The sequence below is a fragment of the Burkholderia sp. USMB20 genome, from assembly GCF_000949135.2.
In the GTDB taxonomy this organism is placed as follows: domain Bacteria; phylum Pseudomonadota; class Gammaproteobacteria; order Burkholderiales; family Burkholderiaceae; genus Burkholderia.
On record NZ_JTAN02000007.1, the window covers coordinates 1 to 20,227 of the forward strand.

Sequence of the window (20,227 nt, forward strand, 5' to 3'; positions counted from 1 at the left end):
GAACCGGTCGCTCACTCAAAGCTGACAGGAATATGAATCACTTCATAAACCTGACTTACTTTAGTGTGAGACTCTTGATACTTTCGCTATCTGATCCGAGGATCAGCTCGCTGCCATCAAGCGCCCACACTTATCGGCTGTTAATTTTTAAAGAGCATTTCTGCGAGAAACTTCGTGTTTCTCAGCAGCGCTGCGTTTTCAGCAGCAGAGAAGCGAGATTATCAACCGTTTTTTAAAACTCGTCAACAACTTTTTTAACTACTTCGTTGCGACGACTGCGGTTTAAATTCGTATGCACTGGAGTCGATAAAACCGACTTCAACAGTACCGCTTCCCTTCTTTCCCCCGCGCTGCGTTTCCGTTAGCGCGAAAGAGGCGTGATTCTAAGCACCTGCCCCGGTCTCCGCAACCCCTTTTGTGAAATATTTTTGACGTGCTAGGCCGGGAGCGCGCTGCGCCGCCGCCGCGGTCATATATAAGCAACACGGCAGGAGCAGCCTCGGTCGCCCGTGAACCGCCCCGCCGCAGCGAACTCAATCTTCTGTCGATTACCGCCCAACCATCGCCCTCACCACGCCGTCCCGTCGAATCAGTCCGTGATACAGCGCCGCCGCGAAGTGCGCGAGGAACGTCAAGAAGAACAGATAGGCCAGCACGCGATGCGCAACCCGGAGCCAGGCGAACGCGACCGGATCAGCCGCAACGATCGCCGGCAACTGCACGCCGCCGCCCAAGGTCACCGGATACCCGCCAGCCGACAGCATCGCCCACCCGATCAGCGGCATCGCCAGCATCAGCGCATACAGCACCAGATGCGACCCATGCGCGGCAATCTTCTGCCACCAAGGCAAATCCTCAGGCAACGCCGGCGGCTTCGACGACAGCCGCACCACGATCCGCACACACACCAGCACCAGCACGGCAATCCCCAGCGGCTTGTGCAACGCCACCAGGAAATCGTGCCGCCCGGAAACCGACGCCACCATTCCTACCCCGATGAACAGCATCGCGACGATCATCGCGGCCATCACCCAGTGCAGCAGCCTCGCCGGCAAGCCAAACTTCGTAGCAGCCTTCATCATCGTCCCTCCGCACTCAATCGCGCCGCGCCGGCCACGCCGGCCTCTTCACTCGTCCTGCGCAGATACGAATCCGCATAAGCCGCCGACCGCGCCGCCAGCAACGGATCCCCCGACACCTGAATCCCCTGCGGCAGCACCGTCGGGTCGTAATTCACGTCCCGGCACGGCCCGCTGTCCTGCTGCTCCACGCGATCGAGCACGAGCGTGCCCGCGTCGATCGTCATCCGCTGCGCGGGCCAGGTCTTCGTCGCGTCGTCCACCGGGTCGCCGGGTTCCGCCAGCGTGACCAGCAGCTTCCACTTCTGCGCGCCGTCCGCGATGCGCCGCGTCAGGTCCTGCTGCAAAACGTTCGGATCCGCGGCCGTCGCGACGTCCCCGGCGCCCGCCGTCTGCTCCGGCACGACGCGCCACCGCACCGCCTGGCGCTTGCCGGTCGCATCGACGAAGTAGAACGCGTTCAGCCCGTAATAGCTTTCGGTGACGTAGCTCGCGCTCGGCTTCGCACCCTTCACCCAGGCGCGGAACGCGGCCGTCTCCGGATGCGCGCCGAAAAACGCCTTCACCTTCTCCGGATCGGGCTTGCCCGTCGCCGGATCCGGCCGGGTCGCGAGCAGTTGCGCGTAGAACGCCTTCGGCGTCGCCACCGGAAACACCGGCATCGCGTTCATCCCGGTCCGCCATTGCTGGCCGTCCGGTGCGGTGAGCTTCAGCGCGAGACTGCGGATCGGCACGCTGCTGTCTGGCGCATACGGATTTCCGCCCGGCAGCGCAAAGCGGCCGACCACCGGCGTGCGCACCGCCTTGAAGAACGGCGCGACCGAATACGCGCTCGCGGCGCCGTTGCCTTCGAAATAGCCGGTCACGCACACGCCCTTCGCGTGATTGCGCCGGAAACCCGGATGCTCGCCGCCGGCCGTCTGCAGCGCGTCGACGAGCCGGTGCGGGGTCAGACGCGCCGGCGCGAGCCAGCCGCCGACATACCCGAACGCCACGGCCACGCCGGCCACCGCGCCGCCGATCACGGCCCAGCGCCACCATCCGCGCCCAGGCTCGCGCGGCGGTGAAGAAGAGGATGATTGCTTCATGGATGCACTCCCGATCGTCAGATCATTGTCGAACGCGTGTAGGACGCCACCCGCGCCGCTTTATTCCATGAGGAAATTTTTCGTATGCTGACGGAATAAGCGGCGCCGACCGGCGTCCTACGCGGCATCTCCACGCTTATCGGCTCGCGCCCCCGGCCATGCCCTCAAACGCCCCCGACGACGACGCATTGCGCGAACTCATCCCCAGGCTGCGACGCTTCGCGCTCTGGCTGGCACGTGATGTCCACGCGGCCGACGATCTCGTCCAGTCGACGCTCGAGCGCGCGCTGTCGCGCTGGGCGAGCCGCCGCGACGACGCGTCGCTGCGCAGTTGGCTCTTCACGATCCTTTACCGGCAATTTCTCGACGGCAAGCGCAGCGCGAAGCGCTATGCGTGGCTGCTCGGCCGCATTCGCGACGACGACGAAGCGCACTGGCCGTCCGCCGAACGCGAGGTGGCCGCACGCGCGACGCTCGAAGCGTTCGGCCGTTTGTCCGACGAGCAGCGCAGCCTGCTGCTGCTCGTCGCGGTCGAGGGCTTCACGTATCGGGAAGTCGCCGACCTGCTCGACGTGCCGATCGGCACCGTGATGTCGCGACTCTCCCGCGCCCGCCAGGCGCTGCGCCAGCTCAGCGACGGCGAGCTTCCCACTCCTTCTCTCCGTTTGATGAAATGAATACGCTCCGTCCCGACGAACACGATCTCCAGGCCTATGTCGACGGCCAGCTCGACGACGATGCGCGTGCCGCGGTCGAGCGATATCTCGCGCTGCATCCGGAGAGTGCGGAACAGGTGAAGCAATGGCAGCAGGATGCGCAGCGGTTGCGGGCCGCGCTCGAAGGCGTGCGGATGCCTGGCGAGAATCCTGCGCTGGATCCGGCGGCGATTCGTGCGAAGCGTGCGGAGCGCTCGCGGGTGCGGTTCGCGATGGCGGCTTCGTTCGTGTTCTGTATCGGGCTCGGGACGTTCGGTGGGTGGCAAGCGCGCGGGTGGAACGCGGCGCCGCCGATTGCGCCGATGAGCGATGCGGTCGAGGCTTACCGGATGATGGTGGTCGATCAAACCGCGAAGGTGGATTTCCGGCCGAACGGTGCGGGCGATTTGCAGGGGTGGCTCACCCGCCGCGTCGGGGCATCGGCGAGGCTGCCGGATTTGAGTGCGGCGGGGTTCAGGCCGGTCGGCGGACGGTTGTTTACGACGGACAGTGGGGCCACGGCCGCGATGGTGCTCTATGAGGACGACGCCGGGCGGACGCTGAGCTTCTATCTCCGGCCCGCGGAATCGAAACATCGGCTGCTGCCGGCCGGGCAACGCGTGGATGGGTCGTTGCTGGCGCGGTATGGGTCGGTGAATGGGCTCAACTTCGCGGTGGTCGGGCCTGTGGATAGTCTTGGTGAGCACGCGGTCGTGAGGGCGCTCGATCAGCAGATTTGAGCTGGACGATATGCTGTCCGTTGGTGGCTGTTGTGCGCTGACTGCGGTCCGGCCGATGCGGTTCGACAAGCCTGAAAGCACTCACGTTCACCGTTCGGGGTCACAGCGTTTAAATTCGCTTTCGTGGTGGTTGTCCACACCGCGAACCTCGTCGCGGTGCGTTCCCGGATGGGTAGACCCACTTCGGTTCCGACGTCACAGGGTTTGGCGCCTTCTGGACGCAGGATATCCACATCGGCCGCAGCGGCTCGGCATGCCGTCTCTGGTTGAATCACTCACCTTCGGCCCGCACAGCAATTCGAGTGTCTTTGGGTCGCGATATCCACATCGCCCTCGCCGAGCTGGTACACAGGATTTCGATTCGGCCGCTCACGGGTTGTTCCCATGCGCGTGAGCGCTTCGAATCAATGTATCCCGGGGGCACACAGCGTTCCTGATTGTTTGCGTGCCGGTTGTCCACTCGCGACAATCGGGCGCTACGGCCGCACGGACTCCAGCGTCGTGTCGTACGACGGTGGCGTGGTCGTCATAACGGACCTTGTGCAGCCGCATCGGTCATGAGCACCCACGACGCAGCCAGCAATATCGATCACCAGCATCTCATTGACGGGAGCCTTCATCGATCGCCGGGATCGAACTTCACGTTGAATCGCTCGCCCTTGAACCGACAACGATCCCGAACCCCGGCGATTCTACAGATACGAGCGTTCGAGCTGGTCGCGGGCTTCGGCTTCGCTTGATCCATCCACCGCACGCAGTGCATATCCCGCCCGGATCACAGTCGGCGGACTGTGCTTATCCAAAGGTGTTAACAGAGTTCGTATATATACGTAGTGATAGTTAACAAGCCCGCAGCCTCACAGTGGATAACTTCCGTAACGCCCTGAATTTTCAGCACGAAGTGGAATGCATAACCACAGGCGATGCACAGGAAAATCGCTGTGCATCACAGAACAACTTTCCGTCGATTCACAGTCGCGCCGACATATCCTCAATCGTTCCACTGTGAATCCAGAGGCTTGCCGGACGGTTATCCATAGCGCGCTGTGGATAAGTTGCAGCGCCAGTCCGCCCCGCTATCGAACCATGGCAATCAGATACAGCCCGCCGAGGATCATCGCGACGCCTCCCCATTGCGCATACGACACGCGCTCGCCGAAGAACACGATTCCGGCCAGAAAGACGAGTGCGAACGTAAGCGCGGTAAACGGATACACGACGGTGAGCCCGGTCTTGCTCAAAGCGAAGATCCAGAGCACCGTGCTTGCGCCGTAGCAGAGCAACCCGAGCGCGACCCACGCATTGATGAATTCGGTCAATGCATGGCGGCCGTCGGCACCGATCTTGAACGCGACCTGACCGGTTGCCGCGAGGAACACGCCGGCCAGAATGAGCACGTAGATGGACGGTTTCACCGGTGTTCCTCGTGGAGCTTCAATCGGTTGGCGACCCTGCGGCTCTTCAGCATGGCGATGCCGGTTTTTACGCGCACCGGCGGCCAGCGCAGCAGGAACTTGCGTGCCTTGTAGCCGGGCGGCGACACGTCCGGTATGCCCGAACGGCTGTCGACGCGGTGTTGTCCGATCGCGTCCGGCAGCCGTTCCGCTTCGTCGGCGGCAACGAAAAAGAGCAGGTTGTAGCGGTACCACGGCTCGATGCGCATGTCTGCGGCGATTATCGGCCGGACGAAATCGAACAGCTGGTAGCCGTGGCGCGCGAACAGGTCACGCCAGAATTCGTAGCGCTGTTCGTTGATGTGGTTCTCGCCACCCTGGCCAGGCACGGCGGCGGAAAACAGCACGCGCTTGCCGTGCCGGACGAGATTGTCGACGAGTGCCTCGCTGGATGCCTTTGGCACGTGCTCGCCGACTTCGAGGCACTGGACGAGATCGAACGATCGCCCGAGATCGAAGCGCTTCGAAATATCGGCCGGTACGAAATGGGTGGGGTCGATCATCAGCACCGAACGATCGACATAGTCGCCGTCGATGCCGGTGATGTCCTGCACGCCGAGCTGGCGATGCACGCTTAGCCATGCTCCGGCACCGCAACCGACGTCGAGGATACTCGCAGGCTTCAGCAGCGCGTTGACGCCGGGCAGCACGCCATGCGCCGACCGCGCCGATCCCTCGCGCTGGTACCGGTAGAAGATCTCGTCATACGAGCGCGGCGTATCGTCCGCGATGAATCCAGGTGACATCGCAATCTCCCGATGGCGCGATCGGTGCACGACGTGGCGCGACGCATCGCACCGCATGCGACGCAGTGCAATCAATCGCCACGACAAGCCTGCTTCTCGTACACCGACCATTCGCCCGCCGTCTTCACGCGCACGACGCGACAGTCCGGATTGGCGAAAAACGTGTCCGGCAGCGGCGTCTCGGCGCGGACGATGAAATAACGGTACAGGCGCCCCTGGTGTCGCTGCCAGTTGAAGTGCCGGTACAGCGGCAACGGCGAAACGTCGGACGGCCCGACACCGGGCAGCCGGTCGAGCCGAAAGCGGACGATCTGCGGCGGAAATCGCGCGGCATTGAAATCGACGAATCCGCGGTGCTCGGCCTGATACCAGAGCGCGAAGTTCTCGTAGGCATACGGGTTGCCGGCAGCCGGGCTCGTCCTGTCGACGATGATCGCAAGGCCGCGCTGCGCGGGTTCGATCGCGTTGGCAACCACGTCGAAATCAGCGCTCTCGTCGGCGAAGCGCAGCGCGCGGACACCTTGCTGAACGACGAAACCGGCGCAGATCACGGCAAGGAGCAGTTGCGTCGTCAGCGCAAGCCGTGGGATCCGTCGGCCTGGTTCCGCCGGTGCGGGCGCCCGGAACATCAGCGCATAAAACGGAAACAGGAACAGCGCAAAGCGCGGATACAGGAAAAACGTGTTGATCGCGAACAGCGGCACGGTAAACCAGACGATGGTCACGATGATTGCCGGTACATAGGCGGCGACTTGCCGGTTCGGTTTCGATGCCATCACGAACGGTGCGGCAGCGATCAGCAGGAATGCCAGCAGCGAACGGCTGTCGCCGGCGACACCCCACGGATAGAGCACGGCCGCGAACACGCGCACGACCGGGCTGATCCCCCACATCACGGTGAACGGATACATCGGCGTCAGATCGACGTCACGATGCAACGCCGCGTACAGCACGGTGACGGGGGCGAGGATCGCATACGGCCACGAGGCGAGCAGCACGCGCGGCAACATGCTGGTCGTGCGCAGGCGCACGAGCAGGAACAGCACGCCGATCGCGTTCGCGAACACGAAGAGTAGTCCGTGCGAGAAAAACAGCGCGAGATTCACGAGCACCAGCATTGCGCCGCGGCGGGCTGTCGGCCGCCCGGCATAGTCGAGCGCGAGCGCCAGGAAGATCATCGCGACCGGTACGGCGACGAGGTACGAGTAGAAACCGAACTCGTATGCGAAGCCGAAGAATCCGGGCACGCACAGCCAGTCGAGGCGCGGGTCCGTACCGAGACGCCGGCGCAGCGCGAGGTACGCGGCGACGAAACCATAGAACGACAGGGTCAGCATGACCTTGAACGCAGCCGCGACGGGCATCACGAACGAAAGCAGCGCTGCCGCGCCATAGCCGAGCAGGTAGGGCGTAAACAGATTGATCCGCAGCAATGGCGCCCATGGCGACTGGCCGCGCAGCATGTCGCGCAGCGTGGCGACCTGCGCCGCATGCTGCGGAAGATCGACCATCGGCGGGTGCGGCGCGAGCCAGAACAGCAGGCCGGCGGCGGCGACCGTCGCAACGAACAATGCGCGCAACGTGCGATCGGCTGTGCGATATGGCCACGCACGCGGCAAGCGGCCGCTTACCGTGCTGTCATCCATTGCACGACGCCCCCCGTAAGATACCGCCGCCGCCGGCCTCGTGCCGGGGTGTTGCGCGACAGGACCGATGGCCTGTCATAGCGTCTTCTCGACGATGAAGCGCGGGCGCTGCTTCGTCTCCGAATAGATCTTCGCGACATAGCCGCCGATCACGCCGAGGAACAGCAACTGCAGGCCGCCGAGAAAGTACATCGGGATCACGGTGGACGCCCAACCGGGCACCGAACGGTCGGTGAACAGCCGGATCGACAGCGCCCAGATGCCGAACACGGTCGAGGCCAGCGCGAGCAGCGCGCCAACGTACGCGCTCCATTGCAGCGGCTTCGTCGAAAACGACGCGACGCCGTCCGACGCGAGCAGGATCATCCTCGCCAACGGATATTTGCTTTCGCCGGCGAAGCGCGGCTGCCGGTCGTACCGGACGATCGCGGTACGGAAGCCCAGCAGCGGCACGATGCCGCGCAGGAACAGGTTGACCTCGCGGAAGCCGCGCAATTCTTCGATCGCCCGGCGGCTCATCAGGCGGAAGTCCGCGTGATCCGGCAAGATGTCGACGCCGAAGCGGCGCAGCAGCCGGTAGTAGCCGCGCGCACTGACGCGCTTGAAGAAGCCGTCGCTGTCACGACGCTGCCGCACGCCGAATACGATCTCGGCGCCGGACTGGTATTCGCGCAGCATGCGCGGAATCGCGTCGAGGTCGTCCTGGAGATCGGCGTCGAGACTGATCAGCACGTCGCCGTTGACTCTCATGAGCCCGGCAAGCAATGCGTTCTGGTGCCCGTGGTTGCGCGACAGCTTGAGGCCGTGGATACGTGGATCGGCTGCATGGAAGCCTTCGATGAGGGACCAGGTCCGGTCGTGTGAACCGTCGTCGACGAAGGTCACGCCGCTCGCGCCGTCAATGATGCCGTCGCGGGTAAGCTGATCAAGCAGGATCGTGAGCCGGCGTACGGTTTCCGGCAACACGGCTTCTTCGTTGAAGCAGGGAATTACCAGATTGAGCGCGACCATACCCACCCCGATATCGTTACGCGTGCGTTGCGGTCTGCCGTCGTCACGAGGTGCTACTGGTTCATGCAAGGTGGCACGCGGATCGTGCATCGCGCGCGCCTGTTCCCCGTGACCGGATCGGGCCGGTTCCTGCTCTTGATTGTCGTTCGCAACCCCCGGCCCCGGATTCGCGACGAATCCATTATGACGGAACGTACCCGGGCCCGGTGAGACGTCGCAGTGAGGATGAACCCGGATGCGATTGCGGTCTGCGCTCGAGCGCCGGACGATCCCCCAACGCATCCACCCCGATTCAAAAAATTTTCACGAAGGGGCTTGCGCACCTCCAAAACCCTCTCTATAATTCGCGGCTTCTTAGGCTCGTAGCTCAGTTGGTTAGAGCACCACCTTGACATGGTGGGGGTCGTTGGTTCGAATCCAATCGAGCCTACCAACGAACAAAATGAAGGGGTCCGGCAGCGCAAATTGCCTACAGGCAATCCGGCTCGCCAAACATACGAACGCCACGCGGCAACATCGCGTGGCGTTTTTCTTTTTGCGGCCGAAACTGCGCAGGCATGTGCCGATGCGTTGCATGCAATCCATGCGCAACAAGCAGTCCGCATTCGACAAGTCAGGTAGCAGAGCAGGGAAAGCGGGCGCAAAGCGCCCACCCGCCGAGCATCAATGCAGATGCTTCAACTTGTCAGGATTCCGCACGACATAGATCGCGACGACCTTCCCGCCCTCGATCTGGAGAGCCGTCGTCTGCAGCTCGCCATCCGCTTCCAGTGTGACGAACCCCGGCAGCCCGTTGATGAACCCCGCGCGCACGAGCTTCGACGCATGCGTGGCGAACAGCTCGGCGAGGTACGCGTGCACCTTCATCACGCGCTCGAAGCCGAACACCGGCTTGCCCGCGGCCGTGCGCTTGCCGCCGCCGTCCGAATGCAGGCTCACGTCCTCGGCGAGCATCGCGCCTAGCGTGCGCATGTCGCCGCTGCGCGACGCCGCGAAAAACGCCTCGGCCAGCTCGATCCCGCGCTGCCTCTCGACATGAAACCGCGGCCGCGCCTCGCGCACATGCGTGCGCGCCCGCGCGGCGAGCTGCCGGCAGGCGGCCGGGTCACGCTGGATCGTCGTCGCGATCTCGTCGAACGCGAGGCCGAACACGTCGTGCAGCAGGAACGCCGCACGTTCGAGCGGCGACAACCGTTCGAGCGCGAGGATCAGCGGCAGCGTGACGTCCTCCTGTTCATCTTCCTCGACGACCGGCTCGGGCAGCCACGGGCCGATGTAGGTCTCGCGCTGGTGCCGCGCGGACTTCAGCTGGTCGAGGCACATGCGCATCACCATGCGGCGCAGGAACGCCTCGGGCACGCGCACCTCGGTGCGATCGACGTCCATCCAGCGGATGAATGCCTCCTGCACGATGTCCTCGGCGTCCGCGACGGAACCGAGCATCCGGTACGCGACGCGCATCAGCGTCCGACGCAGCGGGTCGAAGCTCGCCGCTGCGTCGGCCCGGTCTGCGGCGCTGCCGGCGGCCGGATCGAGGTGGGTCATCACGCCACCATCTTCGCGGCAGCGGCCTTCGCCTCGGCGGGATCGATCCACAGCCCGAAGCCGACGGCCAGCCGGTTCCAGCCGTTGATCACGTTGATCATCACCGTGAGTTTCACCTGTTCCTCCTGGCTGAAGTGGTCGTTCAGCACCGCATACGCGGCCTCGTGCGCGCCATGGCCTTCCGACAGCCGCGTGAGCGCGTCGGTCCAGCCGAGCGCCGCGCGTTCGCGGTCGGTGTAGCAGGGCGCTTCACGCCACGCGGCCAGCAGGTTGATGCGCTGCTCGGTCTCGCCTTGCTCGCGCGCCGCGACGGTGTGCATGTTAAGGCAGTTCGCGCACGCGTTGATTTGCGACGCGCGGATCTTGACCAACTCGATCAGTGTCGGCTCGAGGCTCCCGGCAGCGGCGACCGAGACGGCCATCCAGTTCTTCATCAATGCGGGCGCGGCGGCAAACGGATTGAGTTTCGCAGTCATGGTTCCTTCTCCTTTCGTGTGGGTTCCGGCGATATGACGAGCGAGCCCTGCGCCCCTGTGACATCGACGCAAAAAAATTTTCAAAAACGGGGAAGCGCGCGGAGGGCAGAGCGGTTGAACGGCGGTGTCGTGGTCCGCGACACCGACGCGCGGACCCGTGCCGATTTCAATTCCATGGCGCCGCTCCCATGGCGAACCCGTGTCATCCGATCTTTCATGACGCCGGCGTGGATGTCATGAGGCGTCGGCATGGAGAACCCGCGGGCATACACATTGCGTTCACCCTCCGAGCCGCCGTCATGACGGGCATCGACGGTTCGTCACGCCGCCGCCCCGCGCATGATCAATGCTTTCATTTTTCTTTCGCGCTCGTTTCACCAGAAATCCGATTCGCGACGTTCACATTTCTGGCCCATACTGTTCTGCACGGGCAGATGAAGTCACGCCGCACCAGCGGCCCGGCGCGCGCGCCGGCTGTCCGACGACGCAGCAATGAAGGTCGCACGTCAGCCGCGCGCATCCGAGCGCAAGGCTTTCCTTTTTCCGGCAACGCAACGCAGCGAATCGCGACGTGAACGGTAAACCGATGAGCCTCCTTGCATCCCAGCTTCAGCGCCGTTACCAGGACGTGCGCGCCCATAGCATCGCGTTGACCGCGACGCTGTCCGCCGAAGACCAGGCCGTGCAGTCGATGCCCGACGCGAGTCCAGTGAAATGGCATCTCGCGCATACGACCTGGTTTTTCGAAACCGTCGTACTGATGCGTCGCGTGCGCGGCTACGCGCCGTTCGACGACGCGTTCCAGTTCCTCTTCAATTCCTATTACGAAGCACTCGGCCCGCGCCATCCGCGGCCGCAGCGCGGGCTGCTCACGCGTCCGTCGCTCGATGAGGTGCACGCGTACCGGCAGTACGTCGACGATGCGATGCTGCGCGCGCTCGACGGTGCCGATCCGGCGTTGCTCGCCACGATCGCGCCCGAGATCGAGCTCGGCCTGCATCACGAACAGCAGCATCAGGAACTGATCGTCACGGACATGCTGCATGCGTTCTCGTGCAACCCGCTCAAGCCCGCGTTCCGGCCGCGCAGCGGCGCCGATGTGCACGCCGGGCACGCCGCCCTGGCCGCGGGCGACGCCGGCCCGTTGCGCTGGCTGCATCAGCCGGGCGGGCTCGTCGAGATCGGCCACGATGGCGCCGCGTTCTCGTTCGACAACGAACGGCCGCGCCATACGGCGCTCGTGCGTCCGTGCGAGATCGCGAACCGTCTCGTGACGAACGCCGAATTCGCGGCCTTCATCGCGGACGGCGGCTATGCACGCCCCGAATACTGGCTGTCCGACGGCTGGGCGACGGTGCAGCGGGAAGGATGGCAAGGGCCCGCGTACTGGATTCCCGGCGACGACGGTGATCCGGCAGCCGCACACGCCTGGCGTGCGTTCGGCCTGCACGGCGTGGAGCCACTCGCGCCCGATGCGCCCGTGTGTCATGTGAGCTTCTACGAGGCGGCGGCGTATGCGGAATGGGCCGGCGCACGCCTGCCGACCGAATTCGAATGGGAGGCCGCGTTCGGCGCGGATGGCATCGCGCAGATGCTCGGGCACGTCTGGCAGTGGACGCGTTCGTCCTACGAGCCGTATCCGGGCTTTCGGCCGCTCGCAGGCGTCGCCGCGGAATACAACGGCAAGTTCATGGTCGGCCAGCAAGTCCTGCGCGGCAGCAGCATCGCGACCCCGCCGGGGCACGAACGGCCGACGTACCGCAATTTCTTTCCGCCGGCCGCGCGCTGGCAATTCACGGGAGTGCGACTTGCGCGAGACGTCTGATCTGACGGCCACGAGCGGTGGCCTGCAACCCGCCCGCGATGCGCGGCCGAGCGCGTTCGAGCGCGACCTGATCGACGGGCTGTCGCGCACGCCGCGCAGCATTCCGCCGAAATACTTCTACGATGCGGCCGGCTCCGCGCTGTTCGATCGCATCTGCGAACTGCCGGAGTATTACCCGACGCGGACCGAACTCGGAATCCTGCGCGATCGCGCGGCCGAGATCGTGCGGCGCGTCGGCCCGCATGCGGACATCGTCGAATTCGGCGCGGGCTCGCTCGAGAAGATCCGCGTGCTGCTCGACGCGTGCGCGGACAACTACGCGAACGCGCCGGCGCGCTACGTGCCGATCGACATCTCGGCCGAGTACCTGCACGGCGCGGCCGCGCGGCTGCGTGCCGCGTATCCATGGCTCGACGTCGCGCCGCTCGCGGCCGACTACACGAAGGCCGAGCAGCTGGCCGAGCTGACCGGCACGCCACGCCGGCGCATCGGCTTCTTTCCCGGCTCGACGATCGGCAACTTCTCGCCGGAGGAAGCCGATACGTTCCTGCGGGACGCCGCGCGGCTGTTGCGCGGCGGCGGCCTGCTGGTCGGTGCGGATCTCGTGAAGGACGAACGCATGCTGCATCACGCGTACAACGACGCGCAGGGCGTGACCGCCCGGTTCAACCTGAACCTGCTCGCCCGCGCGAACGCGGAGCTCGGCGCGGATTTCGATCTCGACGCGTTCTCGCATTGCGCGTTCTACGACCGTGAGCTGCAGCGCATCGAGATGCATCTCGTCAGCGATATCGCGCAGACGGTGTACGTGCGCGGCCACGCGTTCCGCTTCGAGGCCGGCGAACGCATCCACACGGAGAACTCGCACAAGTTCACGATAGACGGCTTCCAGGCGATCGCGCGGCGGGCGGGCTTCGAGCCCGACACCGTGTGGACCGACGCGGACCACCTGTTCAGCGTGCACTGGCTGCGCAGCGTCGACGATATCCGCGCGTAACGTCGTCGCGAGTCGTCGCGATCCGCTCACGCGGCGTGCGCGGCGTGTGCGCGGACGCGTGCGGTCTGCATCGCCGGCCCGCGCGCCGGCAAGATTTCCCGACTCTCCCGATTCGATGCGTCGTTGCAACGGCGTGTCGAATCGCTCGTCACCCTTGTCCCGCAAGGCTTCGCGCCCCTCCGTAAACGTCCGTTACCGGTCTCGCATACCGGTTTCACCTGTGTCCGCCCGTGGTGCCTAGACTCCGAACCGTAGTCACATGACGCACGACACGTGCAGGGAGTCGCGAAATGAGCAAGAAACTTATCCTCGGTGCAGTTCTCGGCGTAGCGGCGCTGGCAGCTTCGGGCGTCGCATCGGCCCACGTCGACCTGTCGGTCGGCATCGGTGTGCCGGGCGTCTATGCGGCGCCGGCGCCGGTCTACGTCGCGCCGCCGCCGGTGACGTACGCGCCGGTTGGCTACTATCGCGATGACGACTGGCGTGAGCGTCAATGGCGCGAACACGAATGGCGCCGCCGTGAATGGCGCGAGCACGAGTGGCGCGAGCGCGGCTGGCGTGACGGCGACGGCTGGCGCGGCCGCTGGAACTGAACCGGGCAACCGGTTCACGAGGACACCGAGTACGACGACGAGAGGAGCGTGATCGCATGATGCCCATTCGACACATCAGGTATAGCGCGGCGGCCGCCGTCGTCGCGCTCGCAACGATCGGCAGCGCGCACGCGGCGGGCTGCATGAAGGGCGCGGTGGTGGGCGGCGTCGCCGGCCACTACGCGGGACATCACGCCGTGGTCGGCGCGGTCGGTGGCTGTATCGTGGGCCGCCACATGGCGAAGAAACACGAGCAGGAACTGGCCGCGCAGCGCAAGGCCGCAGCGCAGGGCGTGCAGCCGGCGCAGTAAGCGTAGCCACCGGCGGAACGGCGTGATCGCGCCGTCTCGGCCTTTCATTTCCCTTGCCGGGTGGCGGCCGATCGGCCGGTTCATCAAGCGTGCCGAACGCCGGCGGATTGATCCGACGAAACCGCGCCGCGCGCGCCGTTACGATCATTTACAACGCCGCGCCGCACGAAGCGCGCGCGTACCTAGAATGCAGTCACTCGAACGCGCTCCAGGGAGCAAACAATGAAAACGCAACGATATCTGTCCGTGCTCGCAGCTGCGCTGCTCGCACTCGGCGCCGTTTCCGCGCAGGCGGCGGGCGGCGGCAATGGGGGTGGTGGCGGTGGTGGTGGTGGCAACGGCGGCGGCCATGGTGCCGGCGGGATGGGCGGCATGGGTGCCAATGCGGGCGGCATGTCCGCCGGCCACATGAGCGGTGAAGCGCTGAGCAACTCGAACGGCATGCACGCGGGCGACCGCGACAAGGGCCTGTCGCGCGCAGCCGATCGCTCCGATTCGATCGCCGATCGTGCCGGCGCGCAGCCGGGCAGCGGTCACGGGCGCTCGCACGGGCACACCGCGCATGCATCGAAGTCCACGCGCCACGCGCATCGGAACGCATTCGGCCACACACTGTAAGCGCGGCGCACGCATGCGGAAGAAGGGCGCTTCGGCGCCCTTTTTCATTGCCAGCGGACCAAGGGGCGCCGCGGTGTGTCGCGTTGCTCGTCGCGCATCGACCCCGATTTGCAACCAGCCGTAACCGCACGCATGAACGCGCCAGAATACGAACCGCTTTCACGCGAATGACAGGCGGATTCGCTCCCCCATACGCGAGCATCGCGGCAGCGCCGCGGCCCGCGCCATGAAAAAAGGGCGGCTCGTCGCCGCCCTTCGTTTCAGCGTCCCGCGCCCGCCAGCGGCGCGACGGCTGCAACAGGCTCGAACAACGCGTCGGCCTGCCTGACGCGCACGAACCGCGCGGCCGCCCCGCCGTCCGCCAGCGCCCGGAAATGCGCTTCGCCGCACGCGAGCTTCGCGCGCTCGTGCTCGCTCGTCACGTCGCCGTCTGCATTCGGCGTATCGACGACGAAGTACAGCCGCTCGCCGCCATCCTGCTCCGCGAGCACCGCCCAGTCGGGGTGATAGCTGCCGAGCGGCGTCGGCACGCGGAACCATGCGGGCAGCTTCGCGTACAGCTTCACGCCGTCGTGCGCTTCCAGCGCATCGGCGAACGCGCGCTCGGCGTCGGTCTCGCACACGACGGCCTCGTGGATCGACTTCCGCGCATCCGGCCGCAGGTTGCGCAGATAACCGGTCAGCGCCTCGCTTTCGAACGACTCGAGCGCATGCACGTGGCGCTCGCCGAGCTTCCGGTACGCGATGCCGGCAACCAGCGCGAGCCGCTTGCAGCGGTTGATCGCATCGGCGGCCAGCGCGATGAACTGCTGCGGATTCACGCGGAAATCGTCGAGCCGGCCGCTGTCGGCCAGGATCGTCGCGAGCGAGCGGCGCGTGAGCTGCGTGCGGTCCTGCAGTTCGGTGAGCAGGTCGGGCAGCGGCAGCTCGCCTTCGTCGATCAGCACCGTGCCGGCGCCGGCCACCTCGATCGCCTCGATGCCGGCCTTGCCGATGTCGATCTCGGCCTTGCGCCACTGCAGCCGCGCGCGCGCGATGTCCGGCGCGTCGCGCAGCGCGGCCGTGCAGTCGCGCACGAGCTTCGCGTTGTCGAACTCGACGCTGTACACGGTGCGATGGCGGATGCGGTCCCACAACGCGCGGAAGTCGTCGCCGAACACGACGGCCTTGCCCGACGCGTCGCGCCGCAACGCGATCGCGCGCCGCTCGTCCGCATTGCGCACCGCGAAGCGGCCCGACAGCTTGCGCAGCGTCGCGACGATCGGCGCGCGCAGCGTCTCGAACGCCGCGGGCAGCACGAGCGCGCTCTGGCGCAGCGCATCCTTCAGCCGGTCGAGCACCTTGCCCTGCGCGTCGACGTAGCCCTGCTCGTGCAGATGGGTCCACAGCACGCGCGACAGCTCGATGCCGAGCGCATGCGCGGGCCCGTCGCCTTCCTGCACCGGCAGCGCCGCGAACTGGTGTTCCTCGACGATCCCGAAACGGATGCCCGTATCGGCCTCGATTTCCTTCTGCAGGTTCTCCGCGAACGACTCGTAGCGCTCGGTCGCGATCACGGTGAGCGTGTTTACGCCCGGATCGCGCACGCGTTCGCCGTCCTGGTCGACCGCGAGGCGCAGCCCGCGGCCGAGCGTCTGGCGACGCTCGCGTTCGGTCTGGATGTCGCGCAGCGTGCAGATCTGGAACACGTTCGGGTTGTCCCAGCCTTCCTTCAGCGCCGAGTGCGAGAAGATGAACTTCAGCGGTGTGTCGAACGACAGCAGCGCTTCCTTCTCGCGCATGATGAGGCCGTACGCGCGCTCCGCGTTCTCGCGGGCCGCGGCGCTGCTTTCGCTCGTGTCGGTCCAGCCGCCCTTGCGGTCGATCGAGAAGTAGCCGTTGTGCGCGCGCTCGACTTCGAGCGCGACGTCGACGCCGTCGAACAGCGCACGGTAGGCCGGCACGCGCGCCGCGCGCGCATATTCCTCTTCGAAGATCAGCGCGTAGTCGCCCTTCACCGGCATCCCGTGCTCGTCGTAGCGGCGATAGCGTTCGACCGAATCGACGAAGAACAGCGACAGCACCTTCACGCCGCGCTCGGCGAGGCGCAATTCCTTGTCGAGATGCTCGCGGATCGTGCGGCGGATCATCTCGCGCTGCACGGCGAGTGTGTCGATGTCGCCGAACGCCTCGCCGAGCGACAGGAACGCCTCGCCTTCCGGATGACGCAGCTCGACGTACTCGGCGCCCTTCACCGCATGCACTTCGCCGATCCGCAGCCCCGCGTACAGCGCGCGCCTGGTCAGGCGCTCGAGATCGTCGCCGTCGGTGGCCGTCACGATCTGGCGCTTCACGCCGGCCGCGGTCGCGACGTCGAGCTCGATGCGTGCGCTGATCGCACCGCGCCGGTTCGACACGCCGACGAGCCGCACGTAAGGCTTGTTGTGCGCATCCTCGACGATCGCCGACGCGATCTCGATCTGCTTGACGAGCTTGCGTTCGTACGCGTCGACCGCGTCGAGCCGGTACACCATGTGGTGACGGTCGACGTGCGTGGCCGAATAGCGCAGCGTGCAGAGCGGCGCCATCGCGGCGAGCGCTTCGCGGCCGCGCCCTTCGAGCCCGCCGTCGACGCTCTGCGGCTCGTCGACGATCACGATCGGCCGCGTCGCGCGGATCAGGTCGATCGGCTTCTCGCCGCCGGTCTTCTCGCTGTCCTTGTAAAGGTTGTTGATCTCTTTCTTGTTGATCGCGGCGACCGTCATCACCATGATCTGGATCGCCGCGCTCGCCGCGAAGTGGCGCACCTGGCCGAGCTTCGCGGAGTCGTACAGGAAGTAGTCGTACGGCACGCCCGCGTACAGCGCGCGGAAATGATCCTCGGTGATCGAGAGCGTCTTGTGCACGCCTTCCTTGATCGCGATCGACGGCACGACGATCACGAACTTCGTGAAGCCGTAGCGGCGGTTCAGCTCGAAGATCGTGCGCAGGTACACGTAGGTCTTGCCGGTGCCGGTCTCCATCTCGACGGTGAAGTCGCGCGAGCCGGGCTGGCCGGACGGCGGCAGCCCGCCGCGCAGCTGGACGTCGGCGAGGTTGCGCGCGAGCGCGTCGTCGGTCAGCGACAGCCGGTTGCCGACGCCTTGCTCCGACACCGCGAAGCCGAGCGAGCCTTGCGCCGCGGCCGTCGTGCCGGGCGCGGCGTTCGCGAGCACGCTGAAGTCGCCGCGATACGATTCCTGGCCGCGAAACAGGTCGCAGACGGCGTCGATCGCCTCGCGCTGGTAGTCGAGGTCCGCTTCGAAATGCAGCCGCATCACAGGCTCCGCACGCGCTTCACGCCGTGCTGTTCGAGCAGCGCGGCGAGATTGAGCTTCGCGACGTCGTCGACGAAGCCGCTGTCGCGGAACAGGCACGTGACGTCGCGCGTGGCACCCGTCACGTCGAGCAGCTCGACGATGCCGTCGGCGAGCGGGCCCGCGTCGTCGCGCGCGATGCGCGCGTCGAAGCACGCGACGATCGAGCGGCCGATCAGGTGCACCGTCTTGCCCGCGACCGGGTGATGCTCGACCGGCGTGCACAGATCGAGGCCGAGCTTCAACGTGAGTTCGGCGAGCAGGTCGTCCTCGCTGCGGCCGGTCTTCACGTGCTCGACGGATGCGAACAGCGCGTGGTCGAAGTCGTCGCGGCGCGGATCCCATTCGATCACGTTGGTCGTATCGAGCCGGTACACGCGGAAACCGAGGTCGCCATAGCTTTCCGGGTAGTCGCGCGCGACCTGCTGCGCGGTGCGGCGCAGGCGTTCCTTCGTGATTTCCGCGAGCGTCAGCGGCTTCTTCAGCTTCGCGCAGAAATCGGCGGCTGCGAGCTGCGTCTTGTCGCGGCGGTCGAGCGCCTCGGGCAACTGCACGAGGATGTAGCGGCGCGCGCCGCCGTCGGTCGCGTTCACCTGCATCACCGCGTGGCCGGTCGAGCCGGAGCCGGCGAAGCAGTCGAGCACGATGTCGTCGCCGCGCGTGCACCAGCCGATCACGGCCGCCGCGAAATCGACCGGCTTCGGCTGGTCGAACGGGATGCCGAGCGTCTTCAGCAGCGCGTCGTCGGAGCCGGCGAACGGCAGCACCGACGGCACGTTCTCGTACATGTTCTCGTCGAGGTAGTAGATCCGCTGCGGCTGCGTGGTTTCATCCGGACCGAATTCGATCTGGCCGCGCTCGATCAGCGCCTGCATCGTCGCGGGCGGGTTGCGCCAGCCGCGCGCCGGCATCGCGCACGGCTTGCCGGTGACCGGGTGGATCAGCGGCGTGAAATACTCGTCCGGCGCCTTCTTCTTGTTCGGCCACGCCATCGACACGAGGCGGTACACGCGCCCGTCGGCCGACAGCCGGTCATACATCACCTCGCCGCCCGACAGGTTGGTCTGCGCCTTCATCCAGGCGCGGTAGGCCTTCTGCGCGTCCTTCGCGTTGCCGCTGCGGTACACCGCGTCGTGCGCGGCATCCAGCATGCGCTGCGCATTGCGCTTCGGGCGCTTCAGCGGCGCCTGCTCGAGCAGCGTCTCGGCGTTGCGCGCGAACAGCACCAGCGATTCGTGCTGGTACGCGACGCCGCGCGCATCGCCCTTCGGATTGCGCTTGTCCCACACGGCGACGCCGAGCTCGTTCTCCTCGCCGAAGATCTCGCGCAGCATCAGCACGAGCGCATGCACCTCGTGCTCGTCGATGTGCACGGCGATCAGCCCTTCGTCGGACAGCAGCGCGTGCGCGAGCTTCAGGCGCGGATACATCATGTTCAGCCAGTCGGTGTGGAACCGGCCGTTCGCCTCGGTGTTGGTGCTGCGCTTCACGCCGCCTTCGGTCTGGCCCGTCATCGCCAGATAGTGGCGGATGCTGTCGCTGAAGTCGTCCGGATAGACGAAATCGCTGCCGGTGTTGTACGGCGGGTCGATGTAGACGAGCTTCACCTTGCCCGCGTAGCTCTTGTGCAGCAGCTTCATCACGTCGAGGTTGTCGCCCTCGATCACGAGGTGGCGCGTGTCGTCCCATGCGACGCTGTCGGCAGGGCACGGACGCAGCGTGCCCGTCGACGGCGTGAGCGCGGCCTGGCGCGCGCTGCGCTTGCCGTGCCAGTGGAAGCCGTAGCGCTCGTCGGCGTCGCCGACGGTGCGCTCGCCGACCAGCGCCTTGAGCACGTCGACGTCGACCGACGCGCCGTCCGGGCCTTCGGTCACGAGTTCGGGGAACAGCGCCTTCAGGCGCGCGACGTTGTCGGCGGTGAAATCCGTCGACATCGCCTGCGGGCTCGCCGCATCGAGTTTCTGCATCGTTTTTTCCATCGGAGCCCGGCCGCGTGCGCCAGGACGTCGGGCGCACTCACGGCACCGGCGGCAATGGCCACCCGGGCAAACCCGAAACGCTAGCGAGT

At 66.0% G+C, this 20,227-nt stretch carries 18 protein-coding genes and 1 tRNA gene; 9 read left to right on the forward strand and 10 right to left on the reverse strand.

Features of this window, described 5'->3' with window-relative positions; translation table 11 throughout:
- Nucleotides 1–548: 548 nt before the first annotated feature.
- Together PL79_RS10340 and PL79_RS10345 are read right to left on the reverse strand one after the other, a co-directional pair.
- Nucleotides 549–1,082 carry a cytochrome b gene (locus tag PL79_RS10340; protein WP_044845169.1) on the reverse strand — a complete coding sequence of 178 codons (534 nt, stop codon included), beginning with the start codon at nucleotides 1,080–1,082 and terminating at the stop codon, nucleotides 549–551.
- Entirely contained in the window at nucleotides 1,079–2,167 is a 1,089-nt protein-coding gene (locus PL79_RS10345; protein ID WP_044845170.1) for a catalase family peroxidase, read from the reverse strand. The genes PL79_RS10340 and PL79_RS10345 overlap by 4 nt, the downstream gene beginning before the upstream one ends.
- 158 nt (nucleotides 2,168–2,325) lie before the next feature.
- On the opposite strand from PL79_RS10345, the gene PL79_RS10350 reads away from it, so the two are divergent.
- Both PL79_RS10350 and PL79_RS10355 read left to right on the forward strand, forming a co-directional pair.
- Nucleotides 2,326–2,844, forward strand: coding sequence for a sigma-70 family RNA polymerase sigma factor (locus PL79_RS10350; RefSeq protein ID WP_044845171.1), 519 nt, complete (start codon nucleotides 2,326–2,328; stop codon nucleotides 2,842–2,844).
- Nucleotides 2,841–3,602, forward strand: coding sequence for an anti-sigma factor family protein (locus PL79_RS10355; protein WP_044845172.1), 762 nt, complete (start codon nucleotides 2,841–2,843; stop codon nucleotides 3,600–3,602). Before PL79_RS10350 ends, PL79_RS10355 begins: the two co-directional genes overlap by 4 nt.
- Before the next feature lie 1,076 nt (nucleotides 3,603–4,678).
- Here PL79_RS10355 and PL79_RS10360 read toward each other — a convergent pair.
- The 4 genes from PL79_RS10360 to PL79_RS10375 form a co-directional block, all read right to left on the reverse strand.
- The gene (locus PL79_RS10360) at nucleotides 4,679–5,017 is read right to left on the reverse strand and encodes an EamA family transporter (protein ID WP_044845173.1); all 339 of its coding nucleotides are present in this window, start codon (nucleotides 5,015–5,017) and stop codon (nucleotides 4,679–4,681) included.
- A complete protein-coding gene (locus PL79_RS10365; RefSeq protein ID WP_044845242.1) occupies nucleotides 5,014–5,802 on the reverse strand; it encodes a class I SAM-dependent methyltransferase in 789 nt (262 codons plus the stop codon). Before PL79_RS10365 ends, PL79_RS10360 begins: the two co-directional genes overlap by 4 nt.
- A 71-nt stretch (nucleotides 5,803–5,873) precedes the next feature.
- The gene (locus tag PL79_RS10370) at nucleotides 5,874–7,382 is read right to left on the reverse strand and encodes a hypothetical protein (protein ID WP_235879247.1); all 1,509 of its coding nucleotides are present in this window, start codon (nucleotides 7,380–7,382) and stop codon (nucleotides 5,874–5,876) included.
- Nucleotides 7,383–7,523: 141 nt separating this feature from the next.
- A complete protein-coding gene (locus PL79_RS10375; RefSeq protein ID WP_235879248.1) occupies nucleotides 7,524–8,741 on the reverse strand; it encodes a glycosyltransferase family 2 protein in 1,218 nt (405 codons plus the stop codon).
- Between the two features lie 74 nt (nucleotides 8,742–8,815).
- On the opposite strand from PL79_RS10375, the gene PL79_RS10380 reads away from it, so the two are divergent.
- Nucleotides 8,816–8,892: transfer RNA gene (locus PL79_RS10380), tRNA-Val, on the forward strand.
- A 230-nt stretch (nucleotides 8,893–9,122) separates the two neighbouring features.
- Here PL79_RS10380 and PL79_RS10385 read toward each other — a convergent pair.
- Both PL79_RS10385 and PL79_RS10390 read right to left on the reverse strand, forming a co-directional pair.
- Nucleotides 9,123–10,004: a sigma-70 family RNA polymerase sigma factor gene (locus PL79_RS10385; protein ID WP_044845243.1), complete on the reverse strand. Its 882-nt coding sequence runs from the start codon at nucleotides 10,002–10,004 to the stop codon at nucleotides 9,123–9,125.
- Complete coding sequence (locus tag PL79_RS10390; protein WP_044845176.1) at nucleotides 10,004–10,480, reverse strand: carboxymuconolactone decarboxylase family protein; 477 nt, start codon at nucleotides 10,478–10,480, stop codon at nucleotides 10,004–10,006. Before PL79_RS10390 ends, PL79_RS10385 begins: the two co-directional genes overlap by 1 nt.
- 299 nt (nucleotides 10,481–10,779) lie before the next feature.
- On the opposite strand from PL79_RS10390, the gene PL79_RS10395 reads away from it, so the two are divergent.
- The 6 genes from PL79_RS10395 to PL79_RS10420 all read left to right on the forward strand — a co-directional run bounded on the left by PL79_RS10395 (nucleotide 10,780) and on the right by PL79_RS10420 (nucleotide 14,824).
- The gene (locus PL79_RS10395; RefSeq protein WP_193759835.1) at nucleotides 10,780–11,055 is read left to right on the forward strand and encodes a hypothetical protein; all 276 of its coding nucleotides are present in this window, start codon (nucleotides 10,780–10,782) and stop codon (nucleotides 11,053–11,055) included.
- A gap of 11 nt (nucleotides 11,056–11,066) precedes the next feature.
- Nucleotides 11,067–12,305, forward strand: a complete 1,239-nt coding sequence (gene egtB, locus PL79_RS10400; RefSeq protein WP_044845177.1) for an ergothioneine biosynthesis protein EgtB — start codon at nucleotides 11,067–11,069, stop codon at nucleotides 12,303–12,305.
- Nucleotides 12,289–13,302 carry an L-histidine N(alpha)-methyltransferase gene (gene egtD, locus PL79_RS10405; RefSeq protein WP_044845178.1) on the forward strand — a complete coding sequence of 338 codons (1,014 nt, stop codon included), beginning with the start codon at nucleotides 12,289–12,291 and terminating at the stop codon, nucleotides 13,300–13,302. The genes egtB and egtD overlap by 17 nt, the downstream gene beginning before the upstream one ends.
- 290 nt (nucleotides 13,303–13,592) lie before the next feature.
- Nucleotides 13,593–13,895: a hypothetical protein gene (locus PL79_RS10410; RefSeq protein WP_044845179.1), complete on the forward strand. Its 303-nt coding sequence runs from the start codon at nucleotides 13,593–13,595 to the stop codon at nucleotides 13,893–13,895.
- Between the two features lie 56 nt (nucleotides 13,896–13,951).
- Complete coding sequence (locus PL79_RS10415) at nucleotides 13,952–14,206, forward strand: glycine zipper 2TM domain protein (protein ID WP_044845180.1); 255 nt, start codon at nucleotides 13,952–13,954, stop codon at nucleotides 14,204–14,206.
- A 222-nt stretch (nucleotides 14,207–14,428) separates the two neighbouring features.
- A complete protein-coding gene (locus PL79_RS10420) occupies nucleotides 14,429–14,824 on the forward strand; it encodes a hypothetical protein (protein WP_044845181.1) in 396 nt (131 codons plus the stop codon).
- A 260-nt stretch (nucleotides 14,825–15,084) separates the two neighbouring features.
- Here the strand turns inward: PL79_RS10420 and PL79_RS10425 are convergent, their stop codons facing one another.
- Complete coding sequence (locus PL79_RS10425) at nucleotides 15,085–18,120, reverse strand: type III restriction-modification system endonuclease (RefSeq protein WP_044845182.1); 3,036 nt, start codon at nucleotides 18,118–18,120, stop codon at nucleotides 15,085–15,087.
- Entirely contained in the window at nucleotides 18,120–20,138 is a 2,019-nt protein-coding gene (locus PL79_RS10430) for a site-specific DNA-methyltransferase (protein WP_044845183.1), read from the reverse strand. The genes PL79_RS10425 and PL79_RS10430 overlap by 1 nt, the downstream gene beginning before the upstream one ends.
- Nucleotides 20,139–20,227: the final 89 nt, after the last annotated feature.